Here is a 23691-nt window from a genome sequence, read left to right on the forward strand (position 1 = left end):
TGGAGGTTTATAATCATGTTTATGTACGCAAACAAAACAGCTCTGATCACAGGTGCATCATCCGGTATTGGCGAAGCCTTTGCCTATTCGTTGGCAGCTCAAAAATGCAATCTCATTTTGGTGGCACGTAATGAAACGAAGTTGAAGGCGTTGGCTAAAGAGCTTTCTGCTAAATACAATGTAAAGACAACAGTCATCGCACTTGATCTTTCCGCGATAGGAGCACCGCAAACATTACATCAGGAGGTTCAAAAACATCAACTAAAGGTGGATCTCTTAATTAACAACGCAGGCTTTGCCACCTATGGATACTTTGAACAGGTTTCAGGAGAACGGCAGCATGAGGAAGTCATCCTCAATGTGGCTGCTTTAGTCGATATCACACATGCATTTATGCCTGATTTATTGCGTAACCGGGATGGCGGATTAATCAATGTTTCTTCCACAGCCGCATTTCAGCCCGATCCGTATATGGCGGTGTATGGAGCAACCAAAGCATTTGTGCTTTCTTTTACTGAAGCGCTATGGGCCGAAAATCGGAAACGGGGGCTTAAAGTTCTGGCCCTTTGTCCAGGCTCAACAGAAACGCCATTTTTTGATATTGTTGGCGCAAGTGAAGCGTCAGTTGGAATTAGGGAAACTCCCCAAACCGTTGTGAAGAACGCGCTGAGAGCATTTGAAAAGGGGCGTAGTCACATCATTTCCGGTCGCCAAAACTATTGGGTAGCTCAGGTGTCCCGGTTCTTCTCTCGTCAATCCATGCTGGGAATTGTAGAACGTACACTGCGCCCAAAAAATTAAATCAGATTGTATAAATCACATTAGTTTTCCCCATGCGCCGGGTCTGATTGCTTCTCATTTGAAGATCAGACCCGGCATTTTTGCTTATATACAGGTCAAGCGCACAGACGCGACTCCAGCCCTATGGAATATGGTAAAATCCCATTCCACAGTGCAATAGCCTGATCATAATCATCAGCCTTCATCGTGCGGAATGTATATCCTTCGGTCACGTTTGCCATGTCTTGTTCTCCTCTTACCTGCATATATCTGTTCTATTCTAACCGTCGTTATCTAACGTGTCGTTAATTAACGAGTCGTATCCGGGGCGCTTTCCTCCCCAAGCTCCTGTTCGCGCTCTGCCTGTTTGCGATGGGCGATACGACTGCTGGCCGAAGCTGCGATAGCGCCGACAATATCGTCCAGAAACGTATGGATCGGCCCCAGACTTTTATCGTTCAGCCGTTCCAGCACACCCGGTTTAAGCTTATCGACATAACCGTAATTCGTAAATCCAATGCTGCCGTATACATTCACAATGGAAAAAGCCAAAATTTCATCCACTCCGTATAGCCCTTCATCATTTTCAATCATATCCTGCAATGGGGAAGAAGGGCGCCTTGCTCGGCAAGGATATCCAGTTGGATGCCTGTGAGCACCGCATTTTGGACTTCGCGCTTCATCAGCACCTTTTCCACATTCTCCATACATTCTTCCATCGTTAAATTCGGATAATATTTTTTTGTAAAAGCATGACCAGCTCTGCGATCTCTGTAATGTTTACACCACGCTTGTGCAGCCATTCGCGGGTCGCATCGGCTACTTTTTTACTGTTCAGGCTATAAGGCACTTTTTCTTGTCCATAAAGTTGAAGTTTCCCTCCTCGTATCGTTCCTGATTTCTACTGCAATTATGACCAGTGTGTCCAGTCGGATGAAAAAGTAGTTATTTTTTACGCGAGGCTTGTATACATATTAGTACAATCTGTACAAATTGTTAGGGAGGAACTTCATTTATGAACATAAAACATCCATTGCGCGTAACGTCTGTAGTAGGGCTGCTGTCCCTGCCGTTGTTGTTGTCCGGATGCAGTCTTTTCGGCAATGAATCGGCATCTATTGATCCCCCGCCATCCACGACGGAGCAGTCCATGATTAAGGCGGTGACAGGAAAAGCTCCCGTCAGCACCGGACAGTTGAGAGCTGTATTTTTACAGGATCATAACGGTCTACTGGCTCCGGTATCTTTGCCGATTGCTACAGGTGATGTGCAGGCGGATGCCAAGTCGGCGCTGGAAACGCTGGTTGAGGGCGGACCGTATGCCGGGTTATTGCCAGAAGGCTTTAAGGGCGTGCTGCCACAAGGTACGGAAGTGAAGAGTGTAACGGTGGACAAGAATAACAAGCTGGCAGTCGTCGAATTCAACAAATCGTTCGGCAGCTACAAGCCACAGGAAGAACGCAAATTGATGGAGAGCTTGACCTGGACCTTGACTGACCGTCCCGATATTCAAAGTGTACAAATCTGGGTGGATGGCAAAAAGCTGAATGAAATGCCTGTTGGCGGCACACCGCTGGATCATCCGTTGACCCGCGCAGTAGGCATTAATCTGGAGGTTGGTCATGGCGTAACGCCGCTGGATTCCAGTCCGGTCACAGTATATTTTTCATCATCTTCTCCTGCCGGAGTTCAATATTATGTGCCTGTAACACGGTTGGTCAGCCCGGAAAAAGATCGTGTTCAGTCCGCGCTGCATCAGTTGATCCAGGGTCCGCAGACCCAGGACGGATTACAGGAAGTCATGACAGGGGAGACGGCTCTGAAATCTGTGGAACGCTCCAAAGATAACGTGATTACGGTATCGCTCTCGGATGACATGTTTGCCAAGGGAGAAGCGGTGCCTGCCGAGTTTCTGGAATCGGTCGTGCTGACGGCGGCAGATAATTCAGAGGATGTGGTTAAAACTAAAATTCGAATTGAACTGAACGGTGAAAAAAGCGTGATTGGACAAAATAATCAGAATTATGGAGAACCTGTAGCCAAGCCGCAGCATATTAACGAAATTCCTCTTTAAGGGCGGCGAATCGTCCTTGGGGTGCTTTTGCCTGCACACTTTGGTAGAATAAATGTATAAGAACAGGTTGCATACGACGTAGGAGGAAAAAGCATGAGTAGATCTAACGGACGAAACGGTGATGAGCTGCGCCCAATGAAATTGACAGCAGGAGTAAATAAGTATGCGGAGGGTTCTGTTTTTATAGAGGTTGGCGAGACGAAAGTCATCTGTACGGCTACCGTGGAAGAACGCGTTCCACCCTTTATGAAGGGACAAGGAAAGGGCTGGGTAACGGCAGAGTATTCCATGCTTCCGAGGGCGACCCATACGCGTAATCAGCGAGAAGCTGCACGTGGGAAGCTGACAGGCCGGACGATGGAAATTCAACGTCTGATCGGAAGAGCGCTGCGTTCGGTTGTGAATTTGCAGGCGCTGGGTGAGCGGACAATTACGCTCGACTGTGACGTGATTCAGGCGGATGGCGGCACACGCACGACCTCAATTACCGGTTCTTTCGTAGCGCTGGCGATTGCTGTAAATAAAATTGCAGTCCAGCACAAGCTGCCTGTTTTTCCAATTACCGATTTTCTGGCATCCGTCAGCGTGGGGGTTGTTGGTGGCAAGGCGCTGCTGGATCTGAACTATGAAGAGGATTCGAAGGCCAAGGTAGACATGAACCTCGTGATGACGGGTGGCGGCAAGTATGTCGAGCTGCAAGGTACGGGTGAAGAAAGTCCGTTCGACCGTCATGAGCTGGATCAACTGCTCAGCCTGGGTGAACAAGGAATTCTGCAAATGATCGAGCGTCAAAAAGAGGTGCTCGGACCGATTGCAGACAAGATCGGAGCAGGACGTGCGGGGGCTGGGGCCTGATGCTATTGGAGGGTCCGGTTGTTATTGTCGCTACGAAGAATAAAGGGAAGGTGCGGGAGTTCGCACATGCCTTTGCTCCGTTTGGCAAGGAAGTCAAAAGCATGTACGACTACCCCGATATTCCTGATGTCGTTGAGGATGGTAAAACCTTTGCCGAGAATGCGCTGAAAAAGGCCAAAGCGGTCGGAGATGTGCTCGGATTGCCTGTGCTGGCTGATGATTCCGGCCTGTGCGTGGATTTGCTGGACGGAGCGCCGGGCGTATACTCGGCCCGTTATGCTGGGGAAGGCGCCAGCGATCACGAAAACAATATCAAGCTGCTCGACGTTCTGGAATCGAAGCAGCTTGGTGATGATACCGGACAGCCTTTGCTAAGCCCGGCTCAATTCGTCTGTACCTTGATTCTGTATAATCCGCAGACAGGGGAGGCCTTGGAATCGACCGGCTCGGTGGAGGGCTGGATTACAACGGAAACCGCAGGCAGCGGGGGATTCGGCTATGACCCGTTGTTTTATTTGCCGGAGTTTGAAAAGACGATGGCCGAGCTGACGCTGGAACAAAAGCAAGCCATCAGCCATCGTGGTGTAGCATTGCGGGACTTGGCGAACAAGCTGGGGAATCCGCAGGCATAGTTTGATATAAGTAACAGGCCAGACACATAACGATCAAAAGGCTATCCGCCAGCCATGAGCTGCGGATAGCCTTTTTGACATTCACATTGTTTCGTACACAACGAACCAATCGCCGTTCTTTGCCTCGAAGCCTGCTACTTAGCTATTGGCTAATCCTTACCGAATCGCTACCTTGTAAGTGCGCAGCCAGTTATCCACTTGAGCCAAATACGCGAACAATTGAGGTCCTGACATCAGTTGACCGAACCAGGGCAGGTTGGTAGATGCCTCCGGTGAGGCCGCGATATCCCGCACTTTTTGGGCATCAATCAGCTTCAGCAGTGGGGAGGAGGAATCATCCAATAGATCCAGCGCCTGTTTTTTCACAGCAGCAAGATAGGAAGGGTTATGCGTTTTGGGATACGGGCTTTTTTTGCGATACAGCACATCATCCGGCAGTACACCCTCCAGCGCCTTGCGCAAAATACCTTTTTCACGTCCGCCCGTCATTTTAATACTCCACGGGATGTTCCATACATACTGCACCAGTCGATGGTCGCAATACGGCACCCGCACTTCCAGTCCGGCCCCCATACTCATCCGATCCTTACGGTCCAGCAGAGTAGGCATAAAGCGGGTGATGTTCAGATAGGACATGACGCGCATTTGCGCAGCTTTACCTGTTTCCCCCGGCAGCTTCGGCACTTCTCCTACCGCTTCCGAGTATCGGTCGTTCAAATACTCCAAGGGCTTGATCCAGTCCCGCACCTCGGGAGACAGCAGACTTGCTCTCATGTCGGGAGCGACTGCCCACGGGAACGTATCCGAATTGAGCATTTCTTCACGATGGAACCACGGATATCCGCCAAACACTTCATCCGCCGCTTCACCGGAAATGGCGACAGTGGCTCCTTTTTTAATCTCCCGGCAAAAGAGATACAGCGACGAATCCACATCCGCCATACCGGGCAAATCCCGCGTTAGCGTGGAGTTGTTCAGCGCTGCTACGACCTCGGGCGTATCGAATTGGATCCAGTGATGGTTCGTGCCTAACTCATCGACCATCCGCTGAATCCAGGGAGCATCGGCGCCGGGCTGGAACGCATGGGCTTTAAAATGCTTGTCGTTATCCACATAATCGACCGAATACGTATGAACTTGTCCCTGTCCGGTACGCTTGTAATAATCGACAGCCAGCGCTGACAGTGCGCTTGAATCCAGACCGCCCGACAGCAAAGTGCATACCGGAACGTCTGAAATCAGTTGCCGCTCCACCGTATCCAGCAACAGCTCGCGTACCTTGAGTGCTGTTTCTTCGGTGTTATCCTCATGCGCAAAGCTTTCCAGCTTCCAGTAGGCTTGAATGCGCACACCGTCGCGGCTGTACGTTAGCGTATGTCCGGGGCGTAACTCCTTCATGGACGAATAGACGCCGTGTCCGGGGGTGCGTGCAGGACCAATAATAAAAATTTCAGCCAAGCCCTCGGCGTCGACTGCGGCTTCTACCGCAGGGTGCTGAAGCAGCGCTTTGGGCTCCGAGCCAAATACGAATACATCTCCGGTTTGGCTGTAAAATAACGGCTTCACTCCCAGCCGATCGCGTGCCAGAAACACCTGCTCTCGCTCACTGTCCCAGACCGCAAAGGCAAAAATGCCGTTCAGCCGATCCACACAATCCGGGCCCCACTCAATGTAGGCTTCGAGCAATACCTCTGTGTCGCATTGTGTCCGGAAAAAATGCCCTCGCTGTTGCAGCTCTTTTTTCAGCTCAGGCGCGTTATATATTTCCCCGTTATATACAATCGTATAAGTGATATCCTCAAGCTGCCGGATCATGGGTTGAGCGCCGTTTTCCGGGTCCATGACGCTCAGTCTTCTGTGTCCGAAGGCACACGGGTTGGATATCCAGGTGCCTGCAGCATCCGGTCCGCGATCGGAGAGCGTTTGCGTCATATTGAGCAGCAGCTCCGATTGATGCATTAGGTCTCCGTTCCACTGTATGAAACCAGTAATTCCGCACATGTCTGTTCATCCTCTCTTTGTCGTGTTCATCCAGTGTTGGGATGAAACAAAAACTAAATCCCCAGTTCATCAGTATATATGCCGAAAAGGAGCATAAAATGTCTGTCCGTTCCGAAAACTACAAATGGGGCAACCCGTGTATTCGCAAGGAAGGAGGAAGGCAAATGTACTACATCAAGGATGCTAAAATACGCCGCTTCACCGAACTTGACGGAGTGCGCTGCGCTGAGGTAGAGGTGCGACCCGGTGCGGCAGATGACCCGGAACTGCTGGTCTACATCACCGCCACCAATCAGCAGGATCGTCAGGAAGGCTATGACGTGGTACGCATCATTCGTAATGACGCCGATTTGGCGCTGGATTGGTACGATAATAATCTGCATTCCGCGTTTGAGGAAGTGACGGACAAGGCTTTTACCGACTCCACACACATTACGGCTGGGGAAGAACGAGAAAAGTTTAAAAGGGAATTGCTCTCCTATGGGCAGCTCAGTACAGAGTTTGCCAAGGAGTTCGGGGCATGAGGATATGGTGTGCTATTCCTCGGCTTCTGTTGATTTGGGCTCCGGCGCCATCGCCGAATCAGCGTGAAAGGAGGGGGAAATCATAGACAGCAAAGCGAAGTATAAAAAAATAAAGGCAGCAGTTATATTCATAACAATGAGTTCGCGGAAGAAATGCTGGAGAAAAACGTAAGACACGAGGTACGGAGAAGTCCTAAACGCTTTGGTAATAAATAAATAAATAAATTTGTATATTGAAAATTTTTAAAGAAGCCTCCGTTTCCCGCTTAACTCGCGGAATAAAAGGAGGCTTCTTCTTCAGATTTATGCGGCTTCACGGAGCGTCATGATACCTTTGTAGATGTTGTAGACAAATACCCCGAGATAGACCACAGCGAATAGCAGCACAAACCCGATTACAGAACCTGCATGATTCGCCGTTGCAATAAAATACAATAGCGGAATCGCCGCGATAATAGGGAAAATGTGCGATAAAATAGCCTTTTTTGCATGTCCCTGAACATACTCGTCCCGTACTGCAATCCACACAATGACAGGCAACAGAAAAGGGGCGAAAAAAATACTGAAATAACAAAGTGATGACAGTAGACCTCTCACGGATTTTATACCTCCTTCGTAGCATGGCCTTTTGTACATAATACCCCGTCAGCGTCCAAATGATTCCTTTTGCAGCCTGTTTACTTGTACGATAAAAAAATGCTTTTGACAGTTAGCAAAAATATGATATAATAATCAATGCGCTGAATACATAAGGTTCCAACGAATACCATTTTGTCCCAGTAGCTCAGCTGGATAGAGCAACGGCCTTCTAAGCCGTCGGTCGGGGGTTCGAATCCCTCCTGGGACGTACAGCAAAAAGCTTCCTACATGTTAGGAAGCTTTTTGTGTTCCAGTGGGATGAGAACAGCTACAAGAGTGTAAAAGTATACCAACTATGCTATTGAACGCTAAAAGGGGCGTTTGTGAAGGCAGAAATAGGGAAGCAATAAGGGCTGCCTAGAAGCAGAAGATCATCTGTACTAGTGCAGCCACTTATATGCTGGTGTTATTTTTTTTCACATACTGTGATGCAGTTATTTAAGAAATGATCATTAACAAGGAATCTTCAATAATAGGCCTGGGTTAATGAGATCAGGATTTTTGATATGATTCATCGCCGCAAGCGTTTGCCATGTCGTGCCGTAATACGTAGCAATTATATGGAGTGACTCTCCCTTTTGTACAACATGATGATGACATGTTCCCCCCTTAGGTGATCCTCCTCCCGGAATGATCAAAACTTGGCCCGGGTAAATGTTGTAAGGCGACATAATCCCGTTAGCATTGGCAATGTCCCTCCAATCGACATGATACATTTGGGCAATCAAATACAGGGACTCGCCGGGTCGAACTGTGTGACTCATAGTTGCTTCCTCCTCGAAAATGTTTTTAACAAAATCAATGTATGTTTGCCAAGGGGGAAATGTCACAATAAGTTAAAAAATTAATATGCTGAGGGAGAAGAATAAAACACTAAGAGGCCTCCGTCGGACGTCCGACGCGGCCTCTTTTTTGCTTGCAGGATTCAAAAACTTCGAACTTAGAACGTGATATACCACTAAAATGGTAGAAAAAAAGCTTCACTTTTGTTTTATACTGTTGCTTTCGCCTTATGCGCAAAAAATTGTGGCAAATGCTCTTTATGCGCTTCTAGCAATTCATCCAGCACCGTTTGGGCGATGTCACCGCTTGGTACGAGCGGATTCAGGGTGAAGGCTTGCAGAGCTGTTGCGTAGTCACCCGTTACTGCCGCTTCAATCGTCAACTCTTCCATCGCCTTCATCACTTGCAGTAAACCGCGCTGTGCAGGCGAGAATTTGCCAAAGTTTACGGGTTCTGCACCATGTGCGCGAATCACACTGGTAATTTCAATCGCGCTGTCATAAGGAACATCATCAATTGCACCATTGTTACGTGTACTAACCACCATCAGGGTGCCTTTGTTGTTATAGATGGAATTAATAATTTCACAGGCTGCATCGCTGTAATGCGCACCGCCGCGTTTGGATAGTTCCTCCGGTTTGTAATCCAGATTCGGATCTTTATACAGTTCAAACAGGCTTTCTTCCAGACGTTTGACGACTTGACCCCGAGTTCCTTCATTTTTGGCTTCCTCTAGTTCTTCCTTCAGCATGTTATCGGTCATATAGTAATAACGATGGTATGGACAAGGCAGCATTTTCAAATGACGCACTTGATCATACAGGAAGCGCATGTTCTTAATATTTTCAACGACTTTCTCCGGTTTTGCGCCAGGCGAGTACAGTCCTTCGATTACTTGCTCTGTTAGTTCGGTGCCTGTCTTGTCGTATACCTTGTGCCAGTGCAGATGGTTAATTCCTGCAAATTTAAAGAACAGCTCTTCTTCCGGTTTGTCCAGTACAGCCGATGCACTCTTGATCGCGCCGATTGGAACATTACATAATCCAATCACTTTGTCCCACTGACCATAACGAAGTACGGCTTCGGTGACCATACCCGCAGGGTTGGTGAAATTGATAAGCCACGCATTCGGACATAGTTCTTTCATATCTTCAACAATGCTCAGGATGACAGGAATGGTGCGGAAGGCTTTGAACATTCCTCCGGCACCGTTGGTTTCCTGACCGATCATACCGTGTTTTAACGGAATACTTTCATCTTTAATCCGGGCTTCAAGCAAGCCTACCCGAAATTGAGTCGTTACAAAATCGGCATCAACCAAGGCTTCCCGGCGATCCAGCGTCAAATGCACTTCACAATCAATGCCTGCTGCCTTCACCATCCGTTTAGCCATGGCTCCCACGATCTCCAGCTTTTCGCGTCCTGCCTCAATGTCTACCAGCCACAATTCCCGAATGGGAAGCTCTGCATAACGTTTGATGAAGCCTTCCACTAATTCCGGAGTATAGCTGGAGCCGCCGCCGATAGTTGCAATCTTTAAGCCTTTTTTCATGATTGTTGCCTCCTGAGTACATTTTTTTAAACCGCTTTCTTAAGCTTCTATTTCACTGTAATCTCTGTAATGCATTACAGGTCAAGCGCTTTTAAAAAACTTATTTTGGGAAGGTGACAATTATAGGGTCGGGCACCACGAACATGCTAAACACGAACATGCTAAAATAGAAAGAACGAGGTGAGGACTATGGCGAATATTCATGAAATTGCAAAGCTTGCGGGTGTATCCTCGGCAACGGTGTCCCGTGTCATTAATAACCATCCGTATGTGAGTGAACCGACAAGACAGCGTGTACAGGAGGTCATAGACCGACTGGATTACGTTCCTAATTTGAATGCGATTTCTTTAAAAACGGGCATGACAAAGCTCATAGGAATTATTTCAATTTCTTTTAATGATTCATTGAATTTATTTGTGCGTGGTTTTACGATGTATGCTCAGGAGCATGGCTTTAATATAGCGCTTTTTATTACGAATGGGGATAAGGAGCGGGAGCTTGAAGCACTGGAAATGTTGCGAAGAAAGCAGTTGGATGCCTTGGTTTGTATGATTCGCGTCAATGAGTGGAGTGTGATCGAGCATTATACCAAATATGGTCCGATTGTGACATGGCAGCGTGTGAGCATAGAGGCAATTCCTTCTGTATTTATGGATCAGTATCAGGGCTATACGCTGGCGCTGGAGCATTTGTATGCCAGAGGATACCGGAGAATTGTAAATGTGTATGGCAATATGCGGGGGCTTAATACGAAGGAACGCATTCGGGCTTACCGTGATTTTTGTGAAAAATATGATTTGGACGCTGAGGTATTCCCGCACTTTTATAATTTGAATACCATTGAAGCCGGTGAAAATATCGCCCATTGGTGGATAGAACAAACGGACAAACCGGATGCCTTCGCTTGTTCTACAGATTATTTGGCAGCAGGGCTGCTGACCGAAGCACGCAGGCTCGACGTTTCTGTGCCGGATCAATTTGCGGTGGTCGGATTTGATAACACAGAAATTTCGCATTTGCTGGATTTAACAACGATTCATTACCCGATTGATAAACAAGCTGAGAACGCGTTCATTATGATTCGCAATACCCTTGAAGGGCTGGATGAAACGTTACATCATTTGGAGTTTAAATTAGTGGAGCGAGCGACTACCTGATTTGGGGAAAGGGCTTTGGTTTGATATGCGAATATCAAGAAAAAGTATATTGACACATGCCAATATTTGGACAATAATCTGAAAGAAGATTATAAAATTTGGATTTTTGTATGAAGGGTGGTTGTGACTTGGAACATACACCTACGATTTTAGCGGAGTTGGAAGAATATCTAAAGCAAAATGACTTGACGTTGGCACAATTTGCCGAGTGTTCAGGTGTTCATCAAAGAACACTTAATAATTGGATTCTTAAGCATCGTCCTGTTGCTATACATCAGCTTGATCGAATCACGCTGGCTATGGGATTACCCGAAGGCTCTTTTTACGAACGATACATAGATCATTACATCATCGAACGTTCCCCGGATTGGCGGCGAATTGAACCGGTATTGTATCGCTGTGCTGAGCTGGATAAGCTGGAAGCGATTCAGCGTATAGTTGGTCATATCATGGACAAGCTGCTATATTCCCCGAAGCTATTTGATGCAGCGGAAAAATTATTCGCACAAGGTCGGCACGCTGCTGCGTTGCTGCTTTTTGAGGGGGTTGCGGAAGCGGAGAAATACCAGCATTCTGAACGCTTGACCATATGTCAGTATCGTATGTTTACGATTCAGGTTGGAGACGATCAGAACCGAAATCTCAGGGCAGCTACGCTATTTGAGCCCTTTGTCGAACGTCTGGATGAAATAGATCAACTGGATGCATTGAAGGATTTGGCTAACGTGTACAGGTCTTTGCGTCAATGGGACAAAGTTGATAAGACAGCTCGCATAATGAAGGAGAAAGCGAAAATCCAGTATTCAATAAAGCATCAGGAGAAACGAAAGCCCAGAGAGCATGAAAAGAAAACAAGGGGTCCGTTATTTGGATACATTGCTTATGCTGACCTGTTGTGTGCAGGTGTCTATGAAGCCCAAGGCGATTATCAGCAAGCTCTACAATATACATACGCCTACGCTAATTTAGATTGGGTCAAAGAGACGGACGAGGATACCCGACACTGGGTTAACTTGTTCAGACATTGGGCAAAAGCTAATGTTATTGTGAATAAGCTTTTATCTGGAGATGTGAGTGTGCTATACGAATATCTTAACTATATTGATGCATCGTCAGATACAACTCAAGAAGATAGGGTTACTCAACTGCTGAACATTATGATAACGGCTAACCGATATCAGCTAGATGTAAATGATATACTTAAACAGTTCGAAACAGAGATTGAGTCTTTTTCACATCAACCGTCATTGGGTGATATTTATGTTCAACAAGTGATGCCGGATTATTTCGCGTGGTTTGGTTACGAAATGGCCTACTATTATTTACATCAGGGGATGTACAGTGATGGCTTTAAACATTTGATGAATGCATCGATAAAAGCGAATATACTAAATAATGAGACATATTTTATAAATTGTATGGGTTTGTTTGTGCGTTTCCAAGCCCATGCATTTCCTGAAACCAAAGCAGGTTTTTTCAATCTCATTGAAAAGGTGTGGTTAAATAATGTTAAAAAAAATGGTACTGCTAATCGTTGCGAGTAGCTTTTTGTTTATTCTAACTGTACCAGTGCAGTCGCATAATCATGATGATGGTATTCAACCTCTTGTACAACATGGAGGATTTTAAACGGATAGGAACAAATGAAATCCCCGCTAACCTTAACTGGTCGGCGAGGATTTTTTGTTGAAGGAATTACCAAACCGTTCACCGAATGAATTATCGAAGTGATCATTATGAAGCATATACATATAAAGTGATTACAGTCGGATATCGAACTGTTTGTAGCTGCATTAAGTCAGGTAAGAGTGTGTGTCGTCCAGCCACTGGGCGAAGACTTGATAGAGGTTATAGACTATGGTGGGGCTGTAGAAAAGTTTTCGCCTGAGCCGATCAAGATTAACGGAAAGTATTTCATGCGGGATCAGTTTGATTTTAATCCTTACTTTTTATTTCATTTACTAATTTTAGTATCGGATTAAGGAATTCTTCAAAAAAGAAGCTCCCTCCGTCACTGGGAGTAGACACTTTAGTGTGGTCAAAAGATTCGAAATCTTCTGGTGTTGAAATATGATAAAGCGAGCTATTTTCCATTAATTCTCCTAAATCCTTATACTCATATTTCGGACGGGCAAAGCAAAGAACTCCAGGATATTCAAGTATATATAAGTGAGTATCAGTCAATCTATACTCCATACAATACCACCTCCAAAATTATGTTATAAAATTCATGATACATTACCATGAAAATAAAAACAATTTAATACAAAAAAGGGATATAACAGTGATGTGTGTAATATATAATTAAAAATTAGTTTGTTTAGTCCTGTCATTAATTTTTTTGGGTATTTGGATTTCATGGTGGAAACGACTGAATCAATTTCCATCCAAAACAAAAAATATTCATTTATTGTTCATTTAGTTATTTATCAAAAAGAGGTCCCTGTAACTCTAACAAAATCTCTTCTTCAACAGAATTTTCATCCAAAATATTTAAAATATAAAGATCAAAATCTTCGCGATTATCCATTCTTACTTGTTCATCCAGTTCCCAGTACATGGGCTGGACATATTTTACTGCACCCACTATGGTCAGAGCAGTATCCTCCAATATCTGAACCATCTGTATATCAAAATTAGGAACTATAAAAGTCGCAATTTTATCATAAAAATTTGGATGTGCGAAAGTGACTAAATATTCTTCCATCTTTTCAAAATCCCCCTTTAACAAATAAGGGATCTTCGGAAAATATGGTTGAAACCAACCTACTTACACAATGTATTGAAATCGGATTATATGGTTGATTCAAATTAGTATTAATATTATAATTATCCGGGAATACAGTAACAGAGAAATTCCGTTACTGTAAATTGGGGATTAACTTATGGAGGATGCTACTTAATGATCGACAAAACGGAAGACCGCAGTGATGGCTCGGAGCCACGCGACCACACTGTTCGAAGCGTGCGCGCCGACGCACAGCGCAACATTAATGCTTTGCTCCAGTCCGCGATGACTGTGTTCGCGACTTCGGGAGTAGACGCTCCAATTCGGGAGATTGCGGTGAAGGCCGGCGTCGGCGTCGGCACTGTATATCGCCATTTTCCACAGCGCTCGGACCTGATCGAGGCTGTCTTCCGTCAGGAGATCGATGCTTGCGCAGATGCTGCTGGAGATTTAGCCGCTAAATATGAATCAGTTGAGGCACTAGAGCGATGGATGCAGCGTTACTTGGACTTCATAGCGACTAAACGCGGACTCGCGGCGGCTCTACATTCAAACGATCCGGCATACGAGACGTTGCCTGTCTGCTTTGTAGAGGAACTAAGTCCAGCACTAAAGATCTTACTTGAAGCAGCGACTGCTGCCGGTGAGGTACGTGCCGATGTCGAGCCAGACGAATTGCTGTGGGCGGTCGCGAGCCTCTGTACGGCGGTACACAACGGCGATACTGTGCATGCGCAACATATTGTTTCTCTGCTCGTAGATGGGTTGCGCTACCGTGCGAACCGCTAACGCCTCCAAGTGCTCGAAGATTGTCTACGCGAGCCGATCAGAAATCGACAGTGCGCTCCCTTACCGGCCCGATGCGGTAAGGGAGCGCACTGTGCATTTCTTAGAGCTTCACTTGGATTCAAGTCGACCAATTGGGTTGGCACTTTCCGACAAAGTCTTTTGCACTGCCGACCAGCTGGCATGCTCAATATCGAGTGCATGGCGAAGGTACGCCCATGTGACCTGCTGGATCAAAGCGACTTGTTCTGGATTTTCATCCGTTGTTTCCTTAACCTCGTAACCTGGGATTCCACCAAGTGAGTGTTCTGCACCGAAGAGGGTGAGTAGACTCTCGGCTCCCGGGCTTAAGAAGTAAGGGTCGGCCATCCATTCCGGGCCGCGAACGGTCAGCTGATACTTTTGCGGGATGTAGTCTTGGTCCCCGACGATCACAAGGGAGGGCATGGTCATATGCTCGAAGCTCACGTTCAGGTGCGGCATTTTCTCGGCCGCGAACGGTGTTAGGCTGTCCCCACCTTGCCCGGCGGTGGCGAACAGCACACCCGCTTTGATGCGCGAGTCGGACAGGTCCTCTTCCTTCTTGGTCTCCGGGTTGAGAACTCGCAAGCCCAAAAGATTGCCCGCCGTTTGGCCGCCGAAGGAGTGTCCGGCTGTGGCGATGCGGCTTCGGTCAAGGCGCCCGCTCAGGCCGGGAACGACAGATTCTAGAAGATCAAGCTGATCGAGAATAAGCTTCATGTCTTCGACTCGGGAACGCCAGATCCCAGGTACGCGGGGATCGTCCTTGGGGAGACCCACTGTTCTCGAGTCCAGATGGGTGGGTTGTATGACTACGAAGCCGTGTGCAGCCCAGAAGTCAACCAAGGGGCCGTAACCATCCAACGATGAGCCAGAGCCGTGTGAGAAAACAATGATAGGTAAGTCACGACCGGTCGTCGGCGCGGATACTTTCACTCGCAGATCCTCACCGCGGCCCGGGGCTGATAGCACTATCTGCTTCACTGAGACGATTTGAGAGGGTGTATCAATCTTGAATTCCATAATAAATGTTCCTTCCCTTCTTTAAAGAGATATTAAGATTTGTGGCTAACGTTGCCCATGTTGTTCGAAAGATAAGATTAAGTGGAACAACGTTCCTATTATATACGGAACACAATTCCGTTTGCAACAAGTTTTCAATAATTACCTGTTTAGATTGAAAAAGGACACTCCGAAGAGATGAGTGAGGTTTATCAAGTACCGGAGAAAAACCACACCTACCTGATCATTTTTCGTTACTATTAGCTGGAAGATGATGTTACGTCAATTTCCGAAGATACGAATAAATAAAATGCCTGAAATGGTTAATTTAAGGAGTAGTAACATTGTGGATATACTTAACTTACAAAACTTCAACATTATCAACATTGCTGAAAATGAACACGATTTTCAGATCCAGGTAAAGACAAACTCTCCGCCTGTTGCTTGTCCTCAATGTGGATGCGTAGCAAACCTTTACAAGCACGATAATAGAGAACAGCTTTGTATGGACTTACCTATTCACGGTAAACGTGTAGGGCTTCTCATAAAGCGTCAGAGGTATCGTTGCCGTGAGTGCTCTCAAACTTTCTGGGAACGCTTAGATCACACCATAGACGAAAAGCGGAACTGTACAAAGCGATTACTGTCCTACATCGAGAAGCAGAGCCTCAAACGCACATTTGTCAGCATATCGGAAGATGTTGGGCTTAATGAAAAGACCATTCGCAATATCTTCCGTGATTACATTAATCGTCTAGAAGAAACGCTACGGTTTGAAACTCCTAAATGGCTTGGTATAGACGAAATCCACATTATCAAGCCAAGATGCGTTTTAACCAACATCGAGGAACGCACATTGTTAGATGTCCTGCCCAATCGCAATAAGGAGACGGTTGTAGGGTACCTCTCACGCCTTCCAAACAGAGAACGAATACAGTATGTCACAATGGATATGTGGCAACCGTACAAGGACGCTGTGAAGGCTGTACTGCCCAAGGCGATCATTATTGTCGATAAGTTTCACGTTGTCCGTATGGCGAATCAGGCGTTAGAAACCATCCGCAAACAGCTTAGAGAGGGCTTGTCAGCGAAGGAACGGCGTGGTCTTATGCACGACCGCTTTATCCTCCTGAAACGCCATGAAAAGCTTACAGAGATGGATAAAATAACGCTTGACCTATGGACGAAGAATCACCCCTCTCTCGGAATTGCGTATGACTTGAAGGAATCATTCTTTGATTTATGGAATACCGGCAGCAGACAGAAAGCATACTACAAATACCACGATTGGAAAGCCAAAATACCGAAGGAACTGGAGTTCGCTTTTGAGCCTCTTACAAAGGCTATAGCGAATTGGGAAGATGAGATTTTCGCCTACTTCGACTATCGCATTACTAACGCTTATACGGAGTCTCTGAACAGCCTTATCCGTGTCATTAACCGTTTGGGTAGGGGTTATTCTTTCAAAGCCCTACGAGCCAAAATACTCTTTACAGAAGGTCTTCAAAAGGAACGCAGACCAAAGTACAAGAAACGCTTGGATGATTATGAACTTCGAGATTATAACTTCCCGATGTTCGATAAGAAGTCGCTTATTGTTCCATGCGTTGTTCGGGAGCGTGGAGAGCTTCTTGGTATCGACATTTCCATCTTGATTGAGAAATTGGAGAAGGGCGAGTTATAAGCCCTTTTCCACTATAAAATCCGGATACCCCAAATAAGTTGCTATTACAAACGGCTTCTGAGATACCTGCAGCCATGTTTCTGATAAAGAGCAATAACTATATACTTGAAATAATGGATTTTACTTTTTTGCTATTCCACCATGAAATCCGAAGAGCCATTTTTTTGTCAGTAGCCTATCTTCCAACAGCAACATATGCTGAACAAGGGAGTGAACAGTCTTATGTTACAAAATATGATATTTACATAGACCCAAACTCAAAAAATGATCAGTCTAGCCCCCCGTTTAACTCTTTTAGCGCAGTAACTAATGATGTCTATGACTCTTCGTCGAAAATCATTAAACCAACAGGCTATGCAGGGGGAGTTAATAGTTACATGTGATCAAATAGCGGACGGATGTATTGTAACTGGAATATAGTCCTGAGTCACAATATCAAATTAGTTATGTGAACTTTGATATGCATTTTCAAAAATCCGGTTTAGGTACTTGGGACACAATCGGGAGGAAAGGGATTACGGGGTTCCATATTATACTACTTTGTTTCGGCGTATTGTAATTAAAATCCCCGCAACCTTAATTAGTCGGCGGGGATTTCTTCTACTGTTGAATGAAATTGAACCACACTTAGCAACCTAACCTATTCAATGACATTGCCACTATAAAAGGCACCTGTTTTAGATATACGTTTACTCCAATAATCGTTGCCAGCAAGCCTAGTGGTTAATGTGCCATTCCAAGTTATAGTTCGTTTGTATTTTGCTGGAGAATCAATTATTGGAGAATCAGGACTCCATGATGCAAGTGCTGATGCGCCAATTAATGAGCTAGTAGCCGTTGTTGATGAAATATAACCTGTTGAGGAATCGTATTTCAGAGTTACAAAACCTTTGACAGTGTATATTTGAAATTCATACAAATTAACTTCAAAATTTTTAGTCGAAGTAGCTTGAGGGGTGATTGATTGATGAATATCTGTCTTTTCGCCTACTTCTTTTATATCGTTTGGATCAATGATAGTAGTCTGTCGATGATTCATTTGTTGGAGGACCATATATGTAAGCAGCTATAGCAGCCATTTCATCAACAGTGTTCGCTTTTAATGCAGGGGTTTTGTCAGTTTCGGCGGTGTCTACTCCTTGTGCTGATAGGGACTGTTTACTTTGCGATTCCAATCCAAATGCATTCAAAACCTCTTCTTTGCTCTTATATACACCTTTGTACTTATCAAAATATTCTTGTGGTACTAGTTACGTTTTCCATTTTATAACTAGATTTTTCCTTTTTAAAGATCTTTTATGGGAGGTGTTATTTTGGCTTTTGATTTAATACCGTTTATACTTAACATGGTAGTTATTCTTATTTCTATTGCTGGTGGAGTGCTGTTAATTGGAACATTGTACAGGGGATATACACTACTAGGTATAATTCTTGCTGAGAAAAAGAATAAAAATAATTCCGAAAAAAAGATATAACCAAAAATCCCACTAACCTTAATTGGTCTGTGGGATTTTTTTGTTGAGTGAATTATCATATAACTCACCGAATAGCTATTTGAGATGATCAGTATGAACCATACATATGAATTATTTATCCAAACCAAAGGAACCTCTGTCCCCACTTTAGTAGTGGAGACAGGGGTTCCTTTGCGTAAAACTTGTGGCTTCCCAGTTTATGCGAACTTTTGGAACAGCTCCTTTTTTGCTAGGAGCATCATTCATAAATCCAAAAAACGTCTTTTTGTTCTAAAATATGACATATAGGAGGGGATCATACTGATGAATCAAGGTGTGACTTTACTTCGTGTCGAAAGAGCTAGGAGGAAACTGTATCAAGTCCAGAAAAAGTATGGATTTTTAACACATCCCAAAGTAATTGAACAATCCAAGAAGCTGGATGATCTGTTGAATCATTACCAAACGGGCAAATCAGATCATTAAGTTAATGGTGTATTACGTGTTGCATCATACTATGATTTCAAAAACCAGGCTTGGAGGTAATGAAGTTGAATCGACGAAATGCTGTAACCCCTTTTGGGTGGGAGATCAAACAAAAACTGATCGAGAAAAGAATGGATCAAAAAACGTTTTGTACTACATATCAAATTCCGGCTTCCAGATTGTCCAATCTCATTCACGGGACACGTAAGGCTACGAGATATAGAAAGCAAGTATCCGAATTGCTTGGAATTGAAGAATAACGTATCTTTATCTATTTCTGGAGAAAGTCAGTTCTATCTATACGTATGAATTCACACCAGCAGGGAAATGAGTACAGGCAGTGTAGCAAGAGAAATGACGGCACTAATGACGAAAGCAGAGGCCGTTTCCGATTCCAGACTTTCAAAACGTGTAGCAATCATGGCAGCGACAGCTGAGCCTGGGAAGGAAACGAGTAATACCGCCTTCACCGTATCGGCAGACGAAAGGCCGCACAGGTAGGCAATCAGCAGCATCAATAGAGGCTGTACAATCGTTTTTAACAGCGCGATGGCAATGGCGATTATGCTGAAACTGATGTTGCGCACGCCAATGGTCACACCGACCGCGAATAAAGCGGCCCCGGACGTAATATCGCCAATTTGATTGAACGATTTGTTCAGCAAATCCGGGGAGTGGAAGCCGAACAAGGTCAAAATAACACCAATAAGCGGCACCAGCGCCAGCGGTTCTTTTAAGCCGTGGAGAATGGAGTCCCAAACAAGCTTCCCGAGAGGACCATTCCGCTCTTTGCCTGAGTTCCGGCTGGCGACGGTAGCTATAATGGTAGCCGCTGGATCAAGAACGGCATTGACTACGATCCCCGTAAGTGCAATTGGAATAGCTACAGCAGAGGAACCGTAGATGGCACCTAGTACCGGAATGCCCATAAAGGCAAATGTCGGCTGGGCCGAGTTCAAAGCAAACATGGATGCATCCTTTACCGATTGCTTCACCGCAAACCGACCCACCAGCAGGAGGACGACATAAAAGCCGAAAATACCAATGAACAGAGCCAGCAAGAAAGGCCATTGCTCGATAAGGGATTTCCTGCTGGTGGTCGTAATGCCGATAAATAAATGCGCGGGCAGCGCAAATTTGGTAACCAGTGAATTTAGGGCTTTCGAGGAAGAGGCATCGAAGCTTTTGTAATGGCCTGCCAACCACCCTAAAATAATGACGAAGAAAATAGGCACCAAAATGTAAAAGATATGTCCGACACTCATGGATTTTTCCTCCTGAAAGTCCTATTAATGCGGGTGGTGTATTACGTTTTCCACTGCTTTTACCTTCGCATATTCCGGCTTCCACATCGCATCCCGAACGGCTTGCTCGATATCTGAAATGCGTGCCTGAGCCACCTGATCCTGAATCGCGGCTTTTCCTACTGCAACCGCAACAGCGTATGAAACATCCCGTAATTTTCGGATGTTGGGAAGCAATGCGCCTCCGGGTTGATCGGTGTCTACCCCATTGGCAACAGCGTCTGCCGCAGCGGTAAACATGGCGGGTGTAATTCTCTTAGCTCGGACCACAATTGCGCCCAGACCAAGCCCCGGGAAAACAAAGGCATTATTCGCCTGTCCAATTTCAAATTTCGTTCCGTTATAGCTGACAGGTTCAAAGGGACTTCCGGTAGCGATCAGTGCTTTGCCATCTGTCCATCGGATCAAATCCTCCGGAACAGCTTCCGCAAGGTTCGTAGGGTTAGACATCGGCATAATGATGGGACGCTCCACATGCTTGGCCATTTCTTTGATAATCTCTTCGGTAAAGGCACCCGCTACGCCGGAGGTTCCGATTAATATCGTAGGTTTTACCTGACGAATGACCTCCAGCAGCGGTATTTTGCCGTCATCAGACCGTGTCCATGAGCTGACTTCTTCTTTTTTGCGCACATACGGCTTCTGATAATCCAATACATCTTCCATATCGTCTGTGAGCAGACCTCGATAATCAAAAGCCCAGAACGACTTGAAGGAATCCTTCTCTGCAAGGCCGTCTACGATCATGGCTAACCGGATTTGGTCGGCGTTGCCGATTCCCGCTGCTCCCGGGCCGAAGACCAGTATTCGTTGCTCACGCAGCGGAACCTTGGTGACGCCTACCGCCGAAAGAATTGCAGCCAAGGTTACGGCTCCCGTACCCTGAATGTCATCGTTAAACGTGAGAATACTTTGACCGTATTTTCCGATAATATGGCGTGCATTCACACTACCCACGTCTTCCCAATGCAAAAGCGCCTTTGGGAATTGAGCTAACGTTTTGCTGATAAAGGTATCAATAAACTGATTGTAAGCCTCTCCGCGAACCCGTTTATGGCGGTTTCCGATATACAGCGGATCATTCAGCAGTTTTTCATTGTTCGTCCCCACATCCAGCACAATCGGCAGCACCCGCCCCGGGTGAATTCCTGCCGCAGCCGTGTATACAGCCAGCTTGCCAATGGCAATATTAATGCCTCCCACGCCCCAGTCACCGATCCCCAAAATACTTTCGGAATCCGTCACTACAATCAGATCTACATCCTCACCGCTCAAGCCAGAATTATAGAATGCTTGTCCGATGCCGTTCGGATTATCAATCGACAAATAGACACCGCCAGGGCGATTATACTCATGACTATATTCCTGAATCGCGGTCCCCACCGTAGGTGTGTAGACAACGGGCAGCATCTCGCTCAAATGGTCGGTTAGCAATCGATAATATAGCACGACATTTCGATTGTGAAGGTCGTTCAGGGAAGCGTTTTTGCGTAGCATGGTCGGTTGTGCCAAAAATTGCTGGTACGCCCGGACGCTCTGTTTCTCCAGAGAAAGGATGGTTGGCGGAAGAATTCCTTCAAGACCCAGTTCTTTGCGTTCCTCTTCCGTAAAAGCGACCCCCTTGTTCAAAAGAGGATTGGCTAATACATCCTTCCCCCGTAGCGGAGTAGATAATGATCCGTCCCTATTTATATAAAATGCTTCCATAAGAATAACCTTCTTTCATTTCGTATTGATGACCATTCGTGTCGAAAGATGACATGTTGCCCATAGTATGGACGTGTAAATCTATTTTATTCGTCTATTTTTATATGACAAAATAACCATAATACATTCTGATTTTGATTAAAAAGAACTATATATGAAGAATGGAATACAAGGCCTTTTGACACTTATTTTTACAGGGGAAAGTAGGTCTAAATGCTTGTTTTCTGCTAAATGTGAAATATCAGTCTCAATTCGACATTATCCATATGTATCATGGCATGTCAGATATTTTGTTAAAAAAATATGAAGGATTAGTAGCCATGTTTAATCCCTATAAACAAACATTTTTAATTACTTTTCAACAAAATAGAATTACCCGGAGGAAAAGGAGATGTTTGTGTGCAGGGACCTATAGCCATTTTTAGCGATAACCACAGGGCTATTGATTATCCCAACGTGATTTATTTTTACGAGTATATACAGTGCGAGGATCAGGAGGTCACTTCAGCCTATGAGGACGCATGCTGCTGCCTGATTGATTACAGGGAGCCTGGACAGGCTGTACGGGTAGCGAATCAGATCCGTAGTCGCTTTCCGCAGATGCCGCTGTTACTGGTGACGGATGTATCGCATCCGTTCAGTGATCATCATATGGTGCAGATTACCGGAATAGGTCGTTTACGCCTGCTTTTTTGGCAAGCCAATGACAACGAAGAGATGCTTTCCGAAATTCAAAGCTTGCTCTATCCCGAGTATTCGGCCAAAAGCCGGCATATTGCTTTCATCTTGTCTGTATATAACGAGGAGCAGCGTTTTGTTCATGTCAAGAAGTTTGCTGAACGGCTGCAAGCCTTTATCCGCAGTCATATTGTGGAGGGCTCTATTTATCTCATTGATGATGGCAGTCATGATGGCACGAATGCCTTGATCAAAGCGCTGGAGGCGGCGACAGACCTGTCCGTGAACCGGATTAATCAGAATCTGAGTCCGCTGCTTCAAACCAGGGAACTGGGACGCAATACCCGCAAGGCAGGAACGTATCTGGAAGGGATGCGCACCATTGGCGCGGATTACTACGTATTTGTGGACGCGGACGACTCCTTTTTTATTGAGGATATTGCCAGAATGATTAATGTCGTTCGGCAGGGCTACTATGATGTGGTGATTGGAACCAAAGACATGACCGCTGAAAACCGTTCCTTATTACGATCTGTAGTCAGCTTTGGCAAACGTGTCATTTCCCGGCCGTTTTTACCGACAGGCGTGGTGGATTCCCAGACAGGGCTTAAAGTGATGAGCTCCGTTGCTGTGAAGCGGATGTTCCCGCATTTGAAGGAACAGCTTGGACTGGCGCTGGATCTGGAAATGATGTTTATTGCCAAGCGACTCCAGCTTCGTGTGCTGCAATTACCCGTCAAGTGTATTGACCGGGACGGATCGCACATCCATGTCTGGAAGGATTCGATTCGTTTTTTGCGCTCCATTATTGATATTTGGTGGCTGGATCGGCGGGTGAGATAA

General features: G+C 45.7%; 24 protein-coding genes, 1 tRNA gene and 2 pseudogenes. 15 read left to right on the forward strand and 12 right to left on the reverse strand.

Annotated elements, in window-relative coordinates:
• Window positions 1–15 precede the first annotated feature (15 nt).
• On the forward strand, window positions 16–801 hold the full coding sequence (locus ASL14_RS18545; protein ID WP_134912980.1) for an SDR family NAD(P)-dependent oxidoreductase: 786 nt from the start codon (window positions 16–18) through the stop codon (window positions 799–801).
• Window positions 802–896: 95 nt separating this feature from the next.
• Here the strand turns inward: ASL14_RS18545 and ASL14_RS29105 are convergent, their stop codons facing one another.
• Window positions 897–1022 (reverse strand): hypothetical protein, encoded by a 126-nt coding sequence (locus tag ASL14_RS29105; RefSeq protein ID WP_257721116.1) that lies wholly within the window; start codon window positions 1020–1022, stop codon window positions 897–899.
• A 67-nt stretch (window positions 1023–1089) separates the two neighbouring features.
• A pseudogene (locus ASL14_RS18555) lies at window positions 1090–1669 on the reverse strand (phosphatidylglycerophosphatase A family protein).
• A 126-nt stretch (window positions 1670–1795) separates the two neighbouring features.
• On the opposite strand from ASL14_RS18555, the gene ASL14_RS18560 reads away from it, so the two are divergent.
• From ASL14_RS18560 to ASL14_RS18570, 3 genes are all read left to right on the forward strand, one after another.
• Window positions 1796–2854, forward strand: a complete 1059-nt coding sequence (locus ASL14_RS18560; RefSeq protein ID WP_134912981.1) for a GerMN domain-containing protein — start codon at window positions 1796–1798, stop codon at window positions 2852–2854.
• A gap of 93 nt (window positions 2855–2947) precedes the next feature.
• The gene (gene rph / locus ASL14_RS18565; RefSeq protein ID WP_134912982.1) at window positions 2948–3709 is read left to right on the forward strand and encodes a ribonuclease PH; all 762 of its coding nucleotides are present in this window, start codon (window positions 2948–2950) and stop codon (window positions 3707–3709) included.
• Window positions 3709–4341 (forward strand): XTP/dITP diphosphatase, encoded by a 633-nt coding sequence (locus ASL14_RS18570; protein ID WP_134912983.1) that lies wholly within the window; start codon window positions 3709–3711, stop codon window positions 4339–4341. The genes rph and ASL14_RS18570 overlap by 1 nt, the downstream gene beginning before the upstream one ends.
• A 156-nt stretch (window positions 4342–4497) precedes the next feature.
• On the opposite strand, the gene asnB is transcribed toward ASL14_RS18570, so the two are convergent.
• Window positions 4498–6342, reverse strand: a complete 1845-nt coding sequence (gene asnB / locus ASL14_RS18575) for an asparagine synthase (glutamine-hydrolyzing) (protein ID WP_134912984.1) — start codon at window positions 6340–6342, stop codon at window positions 4498–4500.
• A 164-nt stretch (window positions 6343–6506) separates the two neighbouring features.
• On the opposite strand from asnB, the gene ASL14_RS18580 reads away from it, so the two are divergent.
• Entirely contained in the window at window positions 6507–6866 is a 360-nt protein-coding gene (locus tag ASL14_RS18580) for a hypothetical protein (protein WP_134912985.1), read from the forward strand.
• 303 nt (window positions 6867–7169) lie between these two features.
• Here ASL14_RS18580 and ASL14_RS18585 read toward each other — a convergent pair whose 3' ends face one another.
• Window positions 7170–7463, reverse strand: a complete 294-nt coding sequence (locus tag ASL14_RS18585; protein WP_134912986.1) for a magnetosome magnetite crystal formation protein family — start codon at window positions 7461–7463, stop codon at window positions 7170–7172.
• A 176-nt stretch (window positions 7464–7639) separates the two neighbouring features.
• Here ASL14_RS18585 and ASL14_RS18590 point away from each other — a divergent pair.
• Window positions 7640–7713: transfer RNA gene (locus ASL14_RS18590), tRNA-Arg, on the forward strand.
• Between the two features lie 244 nt (window positions 7714–7957).
• On the opposite strand, the gene ASL14_RS18595 is transcribed toward ASL14_RS18590, so the two are convergent.
• Entirely contained in the window at window positions 7958–8269 is a 312-nt protein-coding gene (locus ASL14_RS18595) for a LysM peptidoglycan-binding domain-containing protein (protein ID WP_134912987.1), read from the reverse strand.
• 227 nt (window positions 8270–8496) lie between these two features.
• Window positions 8497–9840 carry a 6-phospho-beta-glucosidase gene (locus tag ASL14_RS18600; protein WP_134912988.1) on the reverse strand — a complete coding sequence of 448 codons (1344 nt, stop codon included), beginning with the start codon at window positions 9838–9840 and terminating at the stop codon, window positions 8497–8499.
• Between the two features lie 189 nt (window positions 9841–10029).
• Here ASL14_RS18600 and ASL14_RS18605 point away from each other — a divergent pair, with 189 nt between their 5' ends.
• The 3 genes and pseudogenes from ASL14_RS18605 (at window position 10030) to ASL14_RS29620 (ending at window position 12980) form a co-directional block, all read left to right on the forward strand.
• Window positions 10030–10998, forward strand: a complete 969-nt coding sequence (locus tag ASL14_RS18605) for a LacI family DNA-binding transcriptional regulator (protein WP_134912989.1) — start codon at window positions 10030–10032, stop codon at window positions 10996–10998.
• A gap of 128 nt (window positions 10999–11126) precedes the next feature.
• A complete protein-coding gene (locus ASL14_RS18610; protein WP_134912990.1) occupies window positions 11127–12542 on the forward strand; it encodes a helix-turn-helix domain-containing protein in 1416 nt (471 codons plus the stop codon).
• 170 nt (window positions 12543–12712) lie between these two features.
• Window positions 12713–12980, forward strand: a pseudogene (locus tag ASL14_RS29620) (hypothetical protein).
• Here the strand turns inward: ASL14_RS29620 and ASL14_RS18620 are convergent.
• Together ASL14_RS18620 and ASL14_RS18625 are read right to left on the reverse strand one after the other, a co-directional pair.
• Complete coding sequence (locus ASL14_RS18620; RefSeq protein WP_134912991.1) at window positions 12934–13194, reverse strand: hypothetical protein; 261 nt, start codon at window positions 13192–13194, stop codon at window positions 12934–12936. The pseudogene ASL14_RS29620 and the gene ASL14_RS18620 overlap by 47 nt on opposite strands.
• Window positions 13195–13420: 226 nt before the next feature.
• On the reverse strand, window positions 13421–13705 hold the full coding sequence (locus ASL14_RS18625; protein WP_134912992.1) for a hypothetical protein: 285 nt from the start codon (window positions 13703–13705) through the stop codon (window positions 13421–13423).
• Window positions 13706–13900: 195 nt separating this feature from the next.
• Between ASL14_RS18625 and ASL14_RS18630 the strand changes: the two genes are divergently transcribed.
• Window positions 13901–14515, forward strand: coding sequence for a TetR/AcrR family transcriptional regulator (locus ASL14_RS18630; protein ID WP_134912993.1), 615 nt, complete (start codon window positions 13901–13903; stop codon window positions 14513–14515).
• Between the two features lie 108 nt (window positions 14516–14623).
• Here the strand turns inward: ASL14_RS18630 and ASL14_RS18635 are convergent, their stop codons facing one another.
• Window positions 14624–15556: an alpha/beta hydrolase family protein gene (locus ASL14_RS18635; RefSeq protein ID WP_134912994.1), complete on the reverse strand. Its 933-nt coding sequence runs from the start codon at window positions 15554–15556 to the stop codon at window positions 14624–14626.
• A 325-nt stretch (window positions 15557–15881) separates the two neighbouring features.
• On the opposite strand from ASL14_RS18635, the gene ASL14_RS18640 reads away from it, so the two are divergent.
• Complete coding sequence (locus ASL14_RS18640; protein WP_134912995.1) at window positions 15882–17219, forward strand: ISL3 family transposase; 1338 nt, start codon at window positions 15882–15884, stop codon at window positions 17217–17219.
• 640 nt (window positions 17220–17859) lie between these two features.
• Here ASL14_RS18640 and ASL14_RS18645 read toward each other — a convergent pair.
• On the reverse strand, window positions 17860–18258 hold the full coding sequence (locus ASL14_RS18645) for a hypothetical protein (RefSeq protein ID WP_134912996.1): 399 nt from the start codon (window positions 18256–18258) through the stop codon (window positions 17860–17862).
• A 274-nt stretch (window positions 18259–18532) separates the two neighbouring features.
• On the opposite strand from ASL14_RS18645, the gene ASL14_RS27450 reads away from it, so the two are divergent.
• From ASL14_RS27450 to ASL14_RS18655, 3 genes are all read left to right on the forward strand, one after another.
• Complete coding sequence (locus ASL14_RS27450; RefSeq protein WP_189338174.1) at window positions 18533–18694, forward strand: hypothetical protein; 162 nt, start codon at window positions 18533–18535, stop codon at window positions 18692–18694.
• A gap of 303 nt (window positions 18695–18997) precedes the next feature.
• A complete protein-coding gene (locus tag ASL14_RS18650) occupies window positions 18998–19159 on the forward strand; it encodes an aspartyl-phosphate phosphatase Spo0E family protein (RefSeq protein ID WP_189338175.1) in 162 nt (53 codons plus the stop codon).
• Window positions 19160–19224: 65 nt separating this feature from the next.
• Complete coding sequence (locus ASL14_RS18655; RefSeq protein ID WP_134912998.1) at window positions 19225–19419, forward strand: XRE family transcriptional regulator; 195 nt, start codon at window positions 19225–19227, stop codon at window positions 19417–19419.
• A 51-nt stretch (window positions 19420–19470) separates the two neighbouring features.
• Here ASL14_RS18655 and ASL14_RS18660 read toward each other — a convergent pair whose 3' ends face one another.
• Together ASL14_RS18660 and ASL14_RS18665 are read right to left on the reverse strand one after the other, a co-directional pair.
• On the reverse strand, window positions 19471–20424 hold the full coding sequence (locus ASL14_RS18660) for an AEC family transporter (RefSeq protein WP_134912999.1): 954 nt from the start codon (window positions 20422–20424) through the stop codon (window positions 19471–19473).
• A 24-nt stretch (window positions 20425–20448) separates the two neighbouring features.
• On the reverse strand, window positions 20449–22170 hold the full coding sequence (locus ASL14_RS18665; protein ID WP_134913000.1) for an NAD-dependent malic enzyme: 1722 nt from the start codon (window positions 22168–22170) through the stop codon (window positions 20449–20451).
• A 399-nt stretch (window positions 22171–22569) separates the two neighbouring features.
• Between ASL14_RS18665 and ASL14_RS18670 the strand changes: the two genes are divergently transcribed.
• Complete coding sequence (locus ASL14_RS18670; protein ID WP_134913001.1) at window positions 22570–23691, forward strand: glycosyltransferase family 2 protein; 1122 nt, start codon at window positions 22570–22572, stop codon at window positions 23689–23691.

The organism is Paenibacillus sp. IHB B 3084, assembly GCF_001447315.1.
Lineage (GTDB): Bacteria > Bacillota > Bacilli > Paenibacillales > Paenibacillaceae > Paenibacillus.

What these genes read in the sequence shown, in the direction of transcription:
- ASL14_RS18545 (WP_134912980.1), top strand. Translation starts at nt 16, where the DNA reads ATGTTTATGTACGCAAACAAAACAGCTCTGATCACAGGTGCATCATCC.
- ASL14_RS29105 (WP_257721116.1), bottom strand. Translation starts at nt 1,022, where the DNA reads ATGGCAAACGTGACCGAAGGATATACATTCCGCACGATGAAGGCTGAT.
- ASL14_RS18560 (WP_134912981.1), top strand. Translation starts at nt 1,796, where the DNA reads ATGAACATAAAACATCCATTGCGCGTAACGTCTGTAGTAGGGCTGCTG.
- rph (WP_134912982.1), top strand. Translation starts at nt 2,948, where the DNA reads ATGAGTAGATCTAACGGACGAAACGGTGATGAGCTGCGCCCAATGAAA.
- ASL14_RS18570 (WP_134912983.1), top strand. Translation starts at nt 3,709, where the DNA reads ATGCTATTGGAGGGTCCGGTTGTTATTGTCGCTACGAAGAATAAAGGG.
- asnB (WP_134912984.1), bottom strand. Translation starts at nt 6,342, where the DNA reads ATGTGCGGAATTACTGGTTTCATACAGTGGAACGGAGACCTAATGCAT.
- ASL14_RS18580 (WP_134912985.1), top strand. Translation starts at nt 6,507, where the DNA reads ATGTACTACATCAAGGATGCTAAAATACGCCGCTTCACCGAACTTGAC.
- ASL14_RS18595 (WP_134912987.1), bottom strand. Translation starts at nt 8,269, where the DNA reads ATGAGTCACACAGTTCGACCCGGCGAGTCCCTGTATTTGATTGCCCAA.
- ASL14_RS18600 (WP_134912988.1), bottom strand. Translation starts at nt 9,840, where the DNA reads ATGAAAAAAGGCTTAAAGATTGCAACTATCGGCGGCGGCTCCAGCTAT.
- ASL14_RS18605 (WP_134912989.1), top strand. Translation starts at nt 10,030, where the DNA reads ATGGCGAATATTCATGAAATTGCAAAGCTTGCGGGTGTATCCTCGGCA.
- ASL14_RS18620 (WP_134912991.1), bottom strand. Translation starts at nt 13,194, where the DNA reads ATGGAGTATAGATTGACTGATACTCACTTATATATACTTGAATATCCT.
- ASL14_RS18625 (WP_134912992.1), bottom strand. Translation starts at nt 13,705, where the DNA reads ATGGAAGAATATTTAGTCACTTTCGCACATCCAAATTTTTATGATAAA.
- ASL14_RS18630 (WP_134912993.1), top strand. Translation starts at nt 13,901, where the DNA reads ATGATCGACAAAACGGAAGACCGCAGTGATGGCTCGGAGCCACGCGAC.
- ASL14_RS18635 (WP_134912994.1), bottom strand. Translation starts at nt 15,556, where the DNA reads ATGGAATTCAAGATTGATACACCCTCTCAAATCGTCTCAGTGAAGCAG.
- ASL14_RS18645 (WP_134912996.1), bottom strand. Translation starts at nt 18,258, where the DNA reads ATGAATCATCGACAGACTACTATCATTGATCCAAACGATATAAAAGAA.
- ASL14_RS18650 (WP_189338175.1), top strand. Translation starts at nt 18,998, where the DNA reads ATGAATCAAGGTGTGACTTTACTTCGTGTCGAAAGAGCTAGGAGGAAA.
- ASL14_RS18660 (WP_134912999.1), bottom strand. Translation starts at nt 20,424, where the DNA reads ATGAGTGTCGGACATATCTTTTACATTTTGGTGCCTATTTTCTTCGTC.
- ASL14_RS18665 (WP_134913000.1), bottom strand. Translation starts at nt 22,170, where the DNA reads ATGGAAGCATTTTATATAAATAGGGACGGATCATTATCTACTCCGCTA.